General features: G+C 35.8%; 12 protein-coding genes. All 12 read right to left on the bottom strand.

Annotated features, from left to right (window positions below; all coding sequences use genetic code 11):
* Window positions 1-18: 18 nt before the first annotated feature.
* Window positions 19-939, bottom strand: coding sequence for a hypothetical protein (locus M900_RS06870; protein ID WP_157680576.1), 921 nt, complete (start codon window positions 937-939; stop codon window positions 19-21).
* A gap of 5 nt (window positions 940-944) precedes the next feature.
* On the bottom strand, window positions 945-1,562 hold the full coding sequence (locus tag M900_RS06865; protein WP_021274070.1) for a hypothetical protein: 618 nt from the start codon (window positions 1,560-1,562) through the stop codon (window positions 945-947).
* 4 nt (window positions 1,563-1,566) lie between these two features.
* Window positions 1,567-3,150, bottom strand: a complete 1,584-nt coding sequence (gene pilM, locus M900_RS06860) for a pilus assembly protein PilM (RefSeq protein WP_021274099.1) — start codon at window positions 3,148-3,150, stop codon at window positions 1,567-1,569.
* 63 nt (window positions 3,151-3,213) lie between these two features.
* The gene (locus tag M900_RS06855; protein WP_157680574.1) at window positions 3,214-4,593 is read right to left on the bottom strand and encodes a hypothetical protein; all 1,380 of its coding nucleotides are present in this window, start codon (window positions 4,591-4,593) and stop codon (window positions 3,214-3,216) included.
* Window positions 4,586-5,524 (bottom strand): type II secretion system protein J, encoded by a 939-nt coding sequence (locus M900_RS06850; protein WP_021274084.1) that lies wholly within the window; start codon window positions 5,522-5,524, stop codon window positions 4,586-4,588. Before M900_RS06850 ends, M900_RS06855 begins: the two co-directional genes overlap by 8 nt.
* The gene (locus M900_RS06845) at window positions 5,521-6,036 is read right to left on the bottom strand and encodes a type II secretion system protein J (RefSeq protein WP_021274148.1); all 516 of its coding nucleotides are present in this window, start codon (window positions 6,034-6,036) and stop codon (window positions 5,521-5,523) included. Before M900_RS06845 ends, M900_RS06850 begins: the two co-directional genes overlap by 4 nt.
* On the bottom strand, window positions 6,021-6,686 hold the full coding sequence (locus M900_RS06840) for a Tfp pilus assembly protein FimT/FimU (RefSeq protein ID WP_021274058.1): 666 nt from the start codon (window positions 6,684-6,686) through the stop codon (window positions 6,021-6,023). The genes M900_RS06845 and M900_RS06840 overlap by 16 nt, the downstream gene beginning before the upstream one ends.
* Complete coding sequence (gene gspG, locus M900_RS06835) at window positions 6,686-7,180, bottom strand: type II secretion system major pseudopilin GspG (protein ID WP_021274288.1); 495 nt, start codon at window positions 7,178-7,180, stop codon at window positions 6,686-6,688. The genes M900_RS06840 and gspG overlap by 1 nt, the downstream gene beginning before the upstream one ends.
* A 23-nt stretch (window positions 7,181-7,203) precedes the next feature.
* Window positions 7,204-8,412: a type II secretion system inner membrane protein GspF gene (gspF, locus tag M900_RS06830; RefSeq protein WP_021274285.1), complete on the bottom strand. Its 1,209-nt coding sequence runs from the start codon at window positions 8,410-8,412 to the stop codon at window positions 7,204-7,206.
* Between the two features lie 2 nt (window positions 8,413-8,414).
* Window positions 8,415-10,154, bottom strand: a complete 1,740-nt coding sequence (locus tag M900_RS06825) for a GspE/PulE family protein (protein ID WP_021274225.1) — start codon at window positions 10,152-10,154, stop codon at window positions 8,415-8,417.
* A gap of 18 nt (window positions 10,155-10,172) precedes the next feature.
* Complete coding sequence (gspD, locus tag M900_RS06820; RefSeq protein WP_021274154.1) at window positions 10,173-12,479, bottom strand: type II secretion system secretin GspD; 2,307 nt, start codon at window positions 12,477-12,479, stop codon at window positions 10,173-10,175.
* Window positions 12,480-12,500: 21 nt separating this feature from the next.
* The gene (locus M900_RS17070; RefSeq protein ID WP_021274106.1) at window positions 12,501-14,012 is read right to left on the bottom strand and encodes a PDZ domain-containing protein; all 1,512 of its coding nucleotides are present in this window, start codon (window positions 14,010-14,012) and stop codon (window positions 12,501-12,503) included.
* Window positions 14,013-14,064 lie beyond the last annotated feature (52 nt).

Genomic DNA, 14,064 nt, shown 5'->3' with positions numbered 1-14,064 from the left:
GAATGACGAAATTGTCAATTACTTAAGAAATTCTGTACTTGGTTTTGCCACCTGTCCACCAATTTTAATCTTGTAGAAACCTTGTTCGTCTTGCTTAGATGAATCGAGAAAGAGGTTAAGAATCGAAAAGCTTTCAATAAAAGATGCTGAGAATTTTACCGTTGCAATGAGGTCTAATTTGGAGCGCGTCATATTATATTGGTTTAACTCGACATCACCTTTGATGTCAGCTCTGATAGGAGATAGTTCATTTCCAAGAATTAACTCAACGATATTAAGTTGATTCTTCTTTTTCATTGTGGCCTTTAGTGAAAGTGGACCAATATTAATAACAGGTAATTCAAAGCCCTGTAGAAATTGTGCAGGGACAGAAAAGTTTTGTGACTTAATTTGTAGATCAAGGTCACTTAATTGATTTTTAGAAATATCGATATTTGAGTTAAGGGTAAAGTCTCCACCGAGTTTAAATTCACCAAGCAGAGGATTAAGAGTCTGCGACTTTAATTTATCGGCATTAATTTTCAAGTAATGAGTACCAATCCCATGGACTGATAGTAGATTGATAGTACTGAACTGATCTCTTACCACTGTTTTCATTCCAAGACCTAGTGGAGAAAAACTTGGTAAACTAACAGAAGTAGAAATATTTTTTAAAACTAGCGGCGTACTAGATTTTAAACAAAACGCTGATATTTCAAAATTTTTAAAACTTAGTCCAGGAAGAAGGTAACTTACATTTGCCGAGTCATACTTCATTGGACATTTGTTATTTCTTTTAACATTAGTTTCAAGTAGCGAAAGAATTTTTTGATCAAGAGAGAAATTGAAAGTGAAGCCTAGGAAAAGCGCTCCAAGAGAAACAAGAGTTAGAAGAATAACTTTTTTTGCTCCTACATTATAGATTTCTGATTTTTGATCTTGCATGCTACTTATGTTCATTGGTATTACCTAGCTTGTTTTGAAAAAAGTGTAATATTAAATGATCCAAGTAAGAGTGATTTGGACTCATTTTTGGTGATTTCTATATCAGTGATATTTGCTTTCAGTCTCACTTGCGTTTCAAGAATAATATTTGAGAAGTCTGCAGCTGTCAGGTCTTTAAACTTGATTGAGGCTTCGATCTTCTTAACTGTTCCACCTTCTGCAGCGATACTGAAGTTATCAACGATAATATTCGTCTTATTCATTTTCTTTGATTCAATAATTTTTTCAATTGCATCAACGAGTGACTTCTTGTCTTCGATAACTTCTTTGGCAATCAAGCTATTTTCTAAACTTGATAGGGTAGATGTTTTCTCTTTGATTGAAACAATCTTGTCGTAAACATCTTTTCGCTTTTCTAAGTCAGATGCCGTGGTAAATCTAAAAACTATACTGACGATGATTATTGCAATTGGACTTAGAATAAATATAAGAGATGTTATTTGATTAATTGCTAGTTGCTCTTTCTCTGAAAAAGATCTTAGAAGTTCAGACGTCTTATGGAAGAAATCTTGGCCCCTCATTGCTGAGATTTGGCCATTTATTGCTTCATCAATTTTTTGAAAAACACTACTCTTCATATTTCTAATTACCTGAGTTAAAACTAATTTCTAGGTTAAGTGGATCAGCACTTTCTTTTATATTCAATCCGTCAAAATTTAAAGTCTTGATAAGTTCTTTGACTTGCATGATATCTCGTTGAGTATCACCCTTAAATTTTGCAATATTTGTATTATCTTTTGACGTAAAGCTAATCAGAGAAACTTTTTCATTTCTCTTAATTCCTGCACTCAATTTCGCGAGAGGAATTATTGCATTTGATGTATTAGTCGCTTGAAGAATTTTCAAGTCAGCTGCTACGACTTTTTCTTTTGTTGAAAGATATTTTGAAACAGTCTCTGGTTTTTTTAGAAAAGACTTTTGAAGCTTCACTGGAACATCTAATTCAGGATCTTTAATAGTTTTTCTAACGCTTGCATTGTAGTCTGATTTACTTTTCTCTAGGAATAAAAATGTTTCGAGATTCACACCAAGAGATATTACCAGAGCAACAAGAGCAATTCTGTAAAAGTTAAAAGCACTGTCTTCAAGAGTTACACCATTGAGAAGTCCCGAAGCGTAGTTCTTTGTCAGGAAGCTGACTGGGACTGTTTTGAATTTTTGCGACTGGGCCATTAGGTAAGGGAGAGTCAGTGACAATCCTTCCCTTGGATTTACTTGCGACTCGAGAGAAGTAATTTTCAAAACTTCAACGGGAGTTTCTAGTCTTTCAGTAAGGAACGTATCAATATTTTTGATATTTGAAGTTCCTCCACAAATATAAACTTTTTCAATGCTAAAGCCTGTCTTAATTCTGTATCCAAGTAACCATCTTTGTAATTGTTGAATAAGGGGAGAGCATGCTTGTTTCATGATAATTGCGAACTCTCTTTGATCTGCTGATACTTGATCAAGTTGACCATCAGTTAAGAAGAAAGCATTTTCATGTTTATAGATACGAGACTCGTCTGCACTAATGTCATAAGTGCTAGCTATTACTTCATCAAAAGTAGAACCTGCAATTGATGAGATATGGTTTGAGAGAAGCTTGTCATTAAATGCAAGATAGGCTTTCGTTGTGTTATGTCCAATGTCGATAATACAAACATGACCACCAAACTTACGATCTTCAATATAACTTTGAAAGACACTAAGTTCACTCGTTAGAACTGAAGGAATCGTGTGATTCATCTTCATTGCAGAGTGAAGGTCCTTGAATGTTTCATCTTCTGTAATTTGAACAACACTTGAGAAATTACCATTGGTATTTTTGTAAAACGTATTTGTGTAATGAGCTTCATTCGCAGGGAATGGAAGATCCTCATCAAGTTGGAATGGGATCATCAACTCTGCTTTCTTTTTATTTTGAACAGGTAGATCCATATATCTTGTAGTTAAAAAATTATTAGAAAGCTGATAGATTATCTTTCCTGTAAATTTAGTTTGTTCAAGATATTGTTTGATTATTTGTTGCTGATATTCTAAGTCAGTTGTTTCGGTGTCAGAGGGGTCTCTGATGTCTGCGAGAAGAACTTCATCATAACTTTCAATTTTAAAGTTCTTGCGTTGAAATTTACCTTCAATGAATTTTACGCTATAGCTTCCGCTATCAATAATTAAATTACTCATGATAAAATTTTACCAAAAACATCTGACTTTTGGTGACTTTTTTTTAAGGAATTAATTACCTGATTATATTTGTCGAATTTCTACGATTCTAGGTTCAAGAAGATAGATCTTCGCTGGTTTAGTTTCTTTCCCATCATTCTCATTAGAATTAGATTGAGAATTTCCATTATCGCCATCTTCTCCATTTAGATCAGAATTGTTTTCTTGGCCATTTCTCGAAGTATTTGATTTTGGTTTAGTTTCTTTTGGAGGTTCTGGTTTTACTGGAAGGTCAATAAAAGCCTCGAGAGTGTAGCTCGTTCTTCCAATTGCTCCTTTAGATATAACTTTAAATAATTTTGCAGCAACACCAAGAGTGATTCTTGCTTTTTTGAACTCGGCAATTCTCTTGTCATATGAAGAGGCGTCTAGAACACCTAGCTCTTCTGTAATATATTTTTTAAACTCTGGTTCATCTTGAAAATCTTTCGCTTTCTGACCTTGTTCATCGTCACCATTTTTTCTTTTGAAAAATGTTTCAACTTGAAAATTTGTAATAGCAGGGAAGAGTACTCTAAGCTGATTTTCAGTAATTTCGTTGATATTAATAACTGAAACCTGATGAACGCTCATTTTGTCTTTTAAGAGGTTAACTATTTCATCGTCCCAGCCTTGTAGCATATACATTTCATCGAGAGTTTCTAATGGAGCGTGCTTAGCTTTTATTCCTGCTAGCTCATAGTTCTTTTCAATATCAGCTTTCTCTGGCTCGTCGTAATCTTTTGGATTATTAACATAGTACTTAAGTTCTTTTATAAGGAGTTCTACATTTAAGTTTGAATACTTTAGTGCAAATTCTTCATCTGTTTCATTCTTGTCTTTTACTAGTTTTTCGAGTGTTTCAAAAAAAGTTTTTTCCATGAACTGAAATGGCTTAAGATTTGATGTTTCGTTATTGTCATCACGATCATTGTTATCTTGTCCTTGATTTTGATTTGAATTAGCTTCTTTAATAACTTTAAGTGTATTTGGATTTAAAAAGCCAGTAATAGGTTGAATTTCAACATTCATCTCACCATTTATGAGGTTGTTCTTCTCAAATTCGGCAACGGCATTCTTTTGAATGATATTAGCTCTCTTATCGAGTGGGATAGGATAGAAAAATGGTTGGGTTACAACTTTCTCGGCCATGCTAGGTGAGACAGTCTTTTTCATTGATTCATTGTCTTCAAGTGTATTCCATGCGACACGGTAGATTTTTAGTTTCGCTAGAGCGAATTTGATTCCTGCTTCAGCATTAAGTCTGGCTTGATAACGGTCAACTTGATTTTCTACTCGAATTTTATTCAACTTAGTCTCAAAGGTAAACTCAACGAGGATAAAAGTTAATATAGCAACAGCTGTCGTTACCATGATAATGGCCATTCCACTTTCATTTGAGGTGATTTTTCTTAACTTACTCATCATCACCATCTCCTGAACCACCAATTATTCCACCAGAAGAATCACCATTTCCACCAACTTGACCACCTGTAGGGCCATTGTTTTGAAACTTATACTTTTCTTCAAGGGCTTTTCTTGTATCAACTTTTGGCCATATTGGTCTAAATGTCCTCTCGCCCTCATAGACCTCACCACTTTCTGATTGGTAGGCGAGAGTGATTTTAATTAGGCGGGGAGTTTGTGGTGAAACAGTTAGTTCTTTGATTGTATCAACATATTTTTCACGTTTTTCATCGTAGAAAGAAAATTTGAGTTCTTTTATATTTTCAAGTAAAGGTTGGGCCTTCACCTTGTCCCATTCAAGCTCATCATTGAAGATATTCTCAGTGATTGTTGAACGCATAAGCACTAGTGGTGCATCCTTATTAACTGGGTCTTTAGCATTCTCGACACTGTACTTAATCCATGTGAATTTACTTTGCTTAGAGTCTCTAATGAGACGTCGTCCAGCCGAAGAAAAGAAAACTAAGCTCTTGGTATCGTCACTTACAACTTTAGGCACAGGGTTTCCACTTTCAGAGAGTCCGACATATTGTTCAAGACTGTCATAACGAGACTTCTTTTCATCATAAACTGAATTTTGATCGTCTTCAGACTGGTCTTGACCTGGAGGAGCTTTCTTAAAGGCCTTTGTGTAAAGTGCCGTATCTTCTTTCTGTGTCGACTCGTAATAAAGAGGAGAGTATATGTAAACCAGATCAGTTTCAATTCTTGCAAGGGCCATTTCTAGCTGCATCTTGTCCCTATCTTCGGCAATGATCTTATCCTTAGTCGTTGTCGAGTTTTCAATGACTGAATATATAGAAACCATCAAGAGCGAGAGAATCGTTATGGCAATTAGAACTTCAAGTAGTGTAAAACCTGCTTGGTTATTAATCTTAGGCGATTTCATATTGTCTCCAATATAATTTCGGCCTTGTCATTAAGTAACCATGTCGACATTACCATTTCTTGTCCACTTACTTCGTTGATAACTTTAACTTGAACTTGCCAAAGTACTGTTTCGAGATTTTTTGCAACATTATCAAAGATCTTTTTTTCAATTGCACTTTCAGCACTATCATCTTCGTTTGAAGATTCTTCATTGCCTTTGATTTTGTCGAGATCGGGAACCTTAAATTTCTTATAAGTAATCTCGTACTTAAATCCTTCATCTTTTTCGAATTTACCTTGAGTTGCCTTCAATGTAAGTGCATCTGTGAGCTCTGGCGGTGCAACGATGATCTCATTAACTTTTGCTTGAACTAATTCTTTAAGCTTGAGCTCAGCTCTCATTGAAGAAGAGTCTGTAACGTTATAACCCTGGGAGGCCATAAAAGAGACGATGAATACACCAAAAATAGCAAGAGCAATCATTACTTCAATGAGTGTGAATCCTGATTTATTTCTTACTTTTCTAACCATTCTTTGTATAATCCATCAGCAAGTTCGAGTGTCTTTTCATTCACGATATCAAAATTTGTTTCATCGAGCTTGTAATAGTTTCGATCAATCACTTGACCAAAAGACTTTATTTCGACTGTTGCAATTTCTGTATCTGTTGCAAAGATTATTATAGCAGAGTCTTTCTCTCCTGTCGGATAAAAATAGATTGGTGCAGTAGAATTTTTTATAAGGTTTTTTGAAAGACTTGTGCCTATCGCAACAAATTTTACACCAACAGGAAGACTGAATTCATCGGAATCAAAGTCAGAAACAGTGGAGAATGACTTATCTTCTTCCTTCTTCTTTTCTTTCTTGTCATCATCCCGAATTTCATCATCTGGATTTTCTTTTGGGGCCTCAAGAACGAGATTAGCATCATCTGCATACTCGAGCTTGATTTTTTGCTCTTCAGTGTCGAGTTCAACACTTAAGCGAATGAATTGGTTTTTTAGGGAGGCTTCGTCACTAGCGAATCTTACGATTCGCTCGACTTTATTTAGCATTTCATCGAGATTTTGGCGGCTAGAGAAACTTGTCCCTGCCACCATCATTAGGACGATAGTAACAAGGGCCAGTGCAACTAGTATTTCAAGTAATGTAAAACCAGATTGTTCGTGACCCTTAATCATTATTGTTGCTTTGGTTTCCTTAGGTGAATATCTGCATCTTTTCCTTCTCCACCTTCAACGTTATCTTGTCCGTAAGAGATGATATCTAGATCTTTCCCGTCAGAAATAAGAATATATTCGTTATCCCATGGGTCCATTGGGATTGAATCTCCATCGATGAAACCTTCTGGTGGGTAGTTCTTACATTCTCTTCCTGTCGTTGGTTTAGTGATAAGGGCATCAAGAGTTTGCTCTGTAGTAGGGTAGAATCCACATTTTCTTCTAAACTCTTTAAGTTGAGCTTCGAAACCTTTCATTTGAATATTTACAGATTTTACTTGGCCTTCATAAAGCATATCGAAAACTTTACCAGCAATAAATGTACCCATTAAACTGATAAGAGTTAGAGCGATTAGAATTTCAATAAGAGTCATCCCCTTATTATTCTTTAGTACTTCAGTCTTGAAAGTAGAGTTTTTAATTTTCATTTTCATCATTAAAGATTTTAACGACATCTTTTCTCCTTTATTTTTTAAAATTATTTAACTGAGTTGAGTTCCATCATCGGTACAACTACCGACATAACAATAAATGCAACTGCGCCACCCATTCCGACCATCATTATAGGCTCTAAAATAGAGGTAAGTCCATTAAGTTTAGATTCTACCTGGTCTTCATAGTTCTCAGCAATAATGTTAAGCATTGGTTCTAATTCACCTGACTTTTCCCCTAGACTAATCATGTGAGTCACCATAACTGGAAATAGTTTACTCTCTGCTAGGGGGCCTGCGAGTGAAGAACCTTCTGAAACATTTGTGCGCGATCTTTCAATCGCCTTTTGCATATGAACGTTACTTATCAGGTTTTTTACAATATTCATTGCCATAAGAATAGGAACACCTGAATTGAGTAGTGTTCCAAGTGTCGAGCAGAAACGACTCACATTTACCATCGTCACAAGTCCACCAACGACAGGAATTTTTAGAACAATACTATCGTAAACAGCTCTGCCTTTTTTTGTGGCAATATATTTCTTTAGTAGATATATACCTGCAAAAATTCCGAGAATAATCGCCCACCAGTATGATTTGATAAATGACGATAGCCATATACAAATTTGAGTTGGCAGTGGAAGTTCTTTTTTTAGTGTGACAAAGATTTTAGTAATTTTTGGAATAACGAGCACAAGAATAATACTCATAACCGTTGCTCCAACACAAAGCATGATGATTGGATACATCATCGCTCCACGTACTTTATTTTTTAGTTTTACTTGTGCTTCAGTAAATTCTGCAAGACGAAGAAGAACGATATCAAGCGTTCCTGAGGATTCTCCGGCCTCAACCATGTTGACGTAGATTGTATCAAAAACTTTTGGGTAATCGGACAATGCTTTTGCAAGAGAACTACCTTCATTAACTTTTTGACGAACTTCAGAAAGAATTACTCTCAATTTTGGATTTTCACATTGTTCAATAAGAGCATTAAATGACTCCACAATCTGAATTCTTGCTTTAATGAGAGTCGCAAGCTGTCTTGTCATAAGTGATAGGTCATTAATACTTACAGCAGCACCAAAAGAAATATTCTTTTGGGCCTTCGGCTCAGATTTTTGCTCCTTAATATCAGTAAGCATAATTCCAAGAGCTCTAACTTTACTCTTTGCTAGATTGATATTCTCAGCGTTAACGGAACCCTTAGTTTCGGCCCCCGTTCTATCTATACCTTTGTAACTATATAATGCCATACTTATTCTTCTTCTTCATTTTCTTCTTCAACGTTGATAGCTCTTACCATCTCGTCGACAGAAGTAATTCCCATCAAAACTTTCTCAATTGCATCTTGTCTAAGAGTTTTCATCCCATATTTTTGGGCGGCTTTCTTAACTTTCCCTGCATCCGCTTTGTTAATGATTAAAGTTCTAATCTCATCATTAATCATCAGAAGCTCGCAAACAACTGTTACTCCATCATAACCTTTATAGTCACACTTTGGACAGCCATGAGACTCATAGAGTTCCGCATTCTTTGGCATTGAATCAATACCAAGAACTTCAAGATCGTACTTAGTTACTTTCTTAGGAGTTTTACACTCTTTGCAAAGCGTTCTAATAAGACGTTGAGCAAGAACTCCAGCGAGTGAAGAAGCAATCATGAACGGTTGAACATCCATATCAATCAATCTATTAGGTACAGATGAAGCGTCGTTCGTGTGAATTGTAGAAAGAACAAAGTGACCAGTTAAAGATGCTTGAAGTGCCATCTCTGCTGTTTCTTGGTCTCTGGTTTCCCCAACCATGATAACATCAGGGTTCTGCCTTAAAATTGCTCTTAGTGCTTTTGCAAAAGAGAGATCAATCTTGTGATTTACTTGAATTTGTGAAATTCCTGGAATTTCGTATTCAACTGGATCTTCAACAGTGATGATCATTCTATCTGGCGTATTAATACGATCTAGCATCGCGAATAGAGTAGTTGTCTTCCCATGACCTGTTGGACCCGAGACGTAAACAACTCCGTGCTTTCTCGAAGAAAGGTCGTCGAGGTCAGTAAGTACTTGTCCGTGGAAGCCAAGGTTTTCAAGGCGTAAGATATTATTGTTTTTTTCAAGAACCCTCATTACGATTCTTTCGCCGTTTCCAACTGGAACAGTTGAAAGTCTGATATCAATATCTTTTCCTGCGATTTTAATTGGTATACGACCATCTTGCGGTAAACGTTTTTCCGCAATATCAAGTTTTGCCATAACTTTAATTCTTGAAGCAACTGCAGAATGTGTTTTCAATGGTTGTCTAAGAATTTCAGTCATAACTCGATTGATACGAAAACGGTAAACAGATTCTTTCTCATATGGCTCGATGTGAATATCTGTCGCGCGCTCTTTTACGGCACGAAAAATAATTGAGTTAACAAAACGAATTACGGGAGCTTCATCCGCTCCAGCATCTAAAATATCGATTGGCCCATCAAGATCAAGATTATCTTCAAAGTTATCCTCTAAACTTTGAACCATGTTCTTGTTGGCACGTTCATAAACTCTATTGATTGCATCGTTTACTTTTAGAGGGGAGCTTACGATAACATTGATATCTTTTTTAAATATTTCCCTAAGGTCATTGATAGCATCAAAATTGAAAGGATCTGTCATAATAACAGTGATATTCTTTTCTGTTTCAATGATTGGGATTAACTCGTGATTTTTAGCATAGTTGATAGGGATATTGTGAATGATATCAACATCAATAGCATCAACATCAATTTCCTGAATATATGGGATATCGATTTGATGGCAAATAACTTTGACAATATCATGAGGATGAATATAGTTCTTCTTTAGAAGGATTTCCCCAATTAAAAGTCCAGACTCTCTTTGAATTTGTAGAGCTTCATTAAGCTGCTCTTCTGAAAGAGATGTGTGCTTTAGTAGAAGCTGGCCAATTTTTTCTTTTTGGCCTTCGACTTTTTGAAGCATATTTTCTGTTAGTTTCAATTTATTCTCCTAAATGAGTTATTTCTTAACAGAAGATTGCTTCGTTTTGATCTTCTGAGTTAATTGCTTGTAGTCTGGAATATCGTTTGATGATTCCAGAATTGCACCATTTTCATTTTGAATACTTTCTTGATTTTGCTTTTTGAAGTATTCAGCATCTTCTTTATTGTAAAGAGGACCATTTTCTTGGTTCTTAGCTTTTTCGTAAATACCTTTAGCTGTTGTTCCAAATGGATCTTCTCCTGCATGAACATCTTTAAGGTGAGCAGCTCTTCTGTTGAGCTCATCTTTAACTGTTCCTGCAACATCTTTCTCGTAGTTTGAAAGAATTTTAGGAGTTAAGAAAAATAGCATATTAACTTTTTCAACTTGATTAGTTTTATTCTTAAATAGCCAACCAAGAACTGGGATATCTCCAAGTAGAGGAACTTTACTTTCTGATTCAGAAGTTTTGTCTCTCATTAAACCACCCATTGCGATAGTATCTCTATCTCTAACTGTAACAGTTGTTACAGTACTTCTTGTATTCGTTCCAACACCTTCAGATGCAACACCTGATGGTAGCTGTCTATTTGAGAAATCATCAATCTTTTGATCGATTTTCATTTTAATATAACGTGTAACCTTATTGATCTGTGGTGTGATCTTTAAAGTTAAAGCAACTTTTTGTTGTTTGATTGATGTTGTAGAAGTTCCGTTTGTTGCATTTGATCTTTCAGGAACTGGAACAGTTTCACCAACTTCAAAAATACCTTCAGTATTGTCTTGAACAAGTAACTGTGGAGTTGCTAGTACGTTTGAGTTTCCGTTGTTAGCTACCGCTGAAATAAGAGCGTTAACAGATTTTACTGTAACTTCTTGTCCACCAACTGTTGTAGTTACTTTGCTACCGATACCACCACCAGCAAATAGACCACCTAAGCTTTGCCATTGACCACCAAGAAGGTTAAGAAGGTTTGTTCCTGATTCTCCACCAACAAAACCAGCTCTATCAGCATTTCCTGTACCATAGGCACCGATAATACTTACACCAACATTTCTTGATTTAGAAATATTTGTCTCCATGATAAGACCTTCAACAAATACTTGTTCTTTTTTTACATCTAGTTTTGTAATAACTTTCTCAAGCGTTAGCCAGTCAGTAGGAGAGGCTGTAACAACAAGGGCGTTGTTTGATTTGTCTGCAGTTACTCTAACTTCAGCATTAAATAGTGAGTTGTTCCCATCGTCAGCTGCTGTTCTAGAGAAACGACTTGTTCTTGCTGTTGTTGTTTTTGTAGAGCTCGACACAAGAGTTGAAAGAGTTTTTGAAAGCTCTTCTGCATCACCATGGAAGAGGTAATAAACATGTACTTGCTCATTGTTTGCAGCAACTAGTTTTACGTCTAGTTTTTCAATGAGGTCTCTTAGTCTTTTGGCGCCATCATTATTTGCCATCGCGATAATTGAGTTTGTTCTCGGTTCCGCTGTAATCTTAGAAATTATTTCGTTTTGCTTATTGGTCGCATTAAATTTCTTTGATGTGTCTTTCTTTAGAATCGTATCAAGAAGTTTTGCAATTTCTGTCGCAGAAGTATTCTTAACTTGGATAATTTGAAGTGTTTCTTCATGCCCTGGGACGTCAATAAACTTAATCAGTCTCATTAGACGATTGATATTTTCCCCTGTGTCTTGCACGATGATTGTATTTGTTTGTTTTATTTCGATAATTCTTCCGTAACGAGACATGAATGGTCTAAAACTTCTTGAAACTTCAGTAGAATCAATATTTTTTAGAGCAATAATTTTCATCATGTAGTTTTCTGTTTCTGGAACAAAATTACCTGTATAGATCTTTGTTGGAACGTATCTAATGTCTCTAGCTTGAACAATCTTATAAAAGGCACCACTCTTAACCATTGTAAGACCATTCATATTTAATGCTGATAGGAATGCTTTCCATGCATCACCAACTGTAATTGGAGTAGGTGCTGAGATTGAAATCTTTCCTTTTAAATCTTTATCGATAATAAGATTAAGACCAGTAAGCTTTTGCATGTGCTTAGTTAGGTCTTGAAGAGAAGTATTAGGGAAGTCAAAGCTTGTAATAACTTCTGGTCCAAAAGCAGTTTCTGGATTCAGGTTTACGTAGCTCGTATCAGTCTTTGGTAAATCTTTTGCCTCTCTCCCAAAAACATCAGTTCCAGTTGGTGCCTCATCAAGAAGTTTTGAAACAGGTGCTTCACTTTTATCAAATTTCGTTGGAGATTTGAATTGATTAAACTGACCATACGTAGGGCCCGTGATTAATCCGATAGTTGAAAGACTTAAGAGTGTTTTTTTCATACGTTAACCAATCCTTGGTAATTATTCTACAAAGTTGTAATTTAAGTTAGTGTCCATTCCATTACGTTTTACAGTGATCTCATAGTTGTCATTCTCTTTTAGTTTCCCAAACATTGACATGAGTTCATTTACGTTATTAATTTTCTTTCCGTTGATACCTGTAACGATATCCCCATCCATAATATTTAGGTTTGCAAAAATACTTCCAGGAACGATCTCTGTCATCTTGTATGATAGGGTACCGTCAGCATTTTTGATTTGAATCGCACGGGCCTGAGTTAAGACATCCCCGATATTTGAAAGAAGCTTATCTCTAAGTCCTTTCTTGATCGTGAAATTATTTCCATCAACTGCGATTTCTTTTTTAGCTGCTTCATCAAGTAGTTTCTTTCCTTTACTCGCTGGAATGACATTAACTTTCTTTTTCGCGATTTTCTTTTCAGCTGGATCAACATTTTCTAAGAATTCACATTGACCACTTCTTAGGTTTTTAAAAACCATTTTAAGACGATCAATTTTACCAATTTCAGCGAATGTTCCAATCTTATCGCCCTCTCTGTAGCTAAATACCTTTCCACGCTCGGAAACAGAAGCTACTGACTTAACAGAGTCCTGAAGAACGATTGTATTAAGTAGCTTCATTGGGAGAGAAGTTTTCTTGTCTGCAACTTTACATACTTTTATTTCTGGCTTTTTCTCTTTAACAACTTTTACTTTTTCAAATTCACTTTCTCTGACGTTGAAAATATTGTTAACCTTGATAACACTGACATCTTTTCTTGGGCTGTAGCTGGCCACCTGATCTCTATTTGTCGCGAGTTTTGAACTAGGCTTTTCACTCCCTGTCCAAAGGGCGATTGTTTTTCCAATCGTATAAAAAGAAACAAATGTTAGCACCACTAAAAATGATTGATGAATAAACGGTTGATTCGTTTTACCGACAAGAGTAGGGATCACCTGCTCAGGTAAAACATCTGTAATATTTAATTTATCTGTAAATGTTTTTGCTTTTGAAGACAGTGAAGTACGATCAAATCGATCCTCATAATCAACTTCGTCATCATCGTTTTGTACAATCTCTTTCTTTGAGAAAAGTCCCTTCATTTTTGCCATAAGTGGAACTTTTGGCTTTGTTGGAACTTCGAACTCTATTGTACCGTCAGCGACTTCATATTCGTCGTCATCTTCGTATTCGTCGTCATCGTCATCGTCAGAGCTACTCTCTGCGGATAAGTTTTCGTTTTCTCTTTCAAGAATATCTTCGATTGACTCGTCGCCATCTTCTTCTATTTCAGACTGTGGAGGCTTTGGCATTTGAGTGAACTCAACCTCTTCGTCGTGCTCGTCTTCATATTCCTCGGCATCTTCGAGTTCTATTGACTCTTCGTCTTCATCATCTTCGTATTCATACTCTTCATCATCTTCGTCGAGTTCATCTTCCGAATCGATGTCTTCGTAATCAAGTTCGTCATCTTCCTTCTTGGAAAACTTGTCCTTAAACTTTGAAAAGAGTCCTTTCTTTTTCTGTGTCATAGTAAAACTTTTGTTAAAAAAAATAATGCCTTACTATATTTTAGGCAATAAG

It is taken from the genome of Bacteriovorax sp. Seq25_V (assembly GCF_000447795.1).
GTDB lineage: Bacteria > Bdellovibrionota > Bacteriovoracia > Bacteriovoracales > Bacteriovoracaceae > Halobacteriovorax_A.
Note: the sequence above shows the minus strand (reverse complement) of the source record. Positions and strands in the feature narration are given on the sequence as shown.

Excerpts from the sequence above, each read along its gene's own strand:
- M900_RS06870 (WP_157680576.1), bottom strand. The coding sequence starts at position 939 with ATGAACATAAGTAGCATGCAAGATCAAAAATCAGAAATCTATAATGTA.
- M900_RS06865 (WP_021274070.1), bottom strand. The coding sequence starts at position 1,562 with ATGAAGAGTAGTGTTTTTCAAAAAATTGATGAAGCAATAAATGGCCAA.
- pilM (WP_021274099.1), bottom strand. The coding sequence starts at position 3,150 with ATGAGTAATTTAATTATTGATAGCGGAAGCTATAGCGTAAAATTCATT.
- M900_RS06855 (WP_157680574.1), bottom strand. The coding sequence starts at position 4,593 with ATGAGTAAGTTAAGAAAAATCACCTCAAATGAAAGTGGAATGGCCATT.
- M900_RS06850 (WP_021274084.1), bottom strand. The coding sequence starts at position 5,524 with ATGAAATCGCCTAAGATTAATAACCAAGCAGGTTTTACACTACTTGAA.
- M900_RS06845 (WP_021274148.1), bottom strand. The coding sequence starts at position 6,036 with ATGGTTAGAAAAGTAAGAAATAAATCAGGATTCACACTCATTGAAGTA.
- M900_RS06840 (WP_021274058.1), bottom strand. The coding sequence starts at position 6,686 with ATGATTAAGGGTCACGAACAATCTGGTTTTACATTACTTGAAATACTA.
- gspG (WP_021274288.1), bottom strand. The coding sequence starts at position 7,180 with ATGTCGTTAAAATCTTTAATGATGAAAATGAAAATTAAAAACTCTACT.
- gspF (WP_021274285.1), bottom strand. The coding sequence starts at position 8,412 with ATGGCATTATATAGTTACAAAGGTATAGATAGAACGGGGGCCGAAACT.
- gspD (WP_021274154.1), bottom strand. The coding sequence starts at position 12,479 with ATGAAAAAAACACTCTTAAGTCTTTCAACTATCGGATTAATCACGGGC.
- M900_RS17070 (WP_021274106.1), bottom strand. The coding sequence starts at position 14,012 with ATGACACAGAAAAAGAAAGGACTCTTTTCAAAGTTTAAGGACAAGTTT.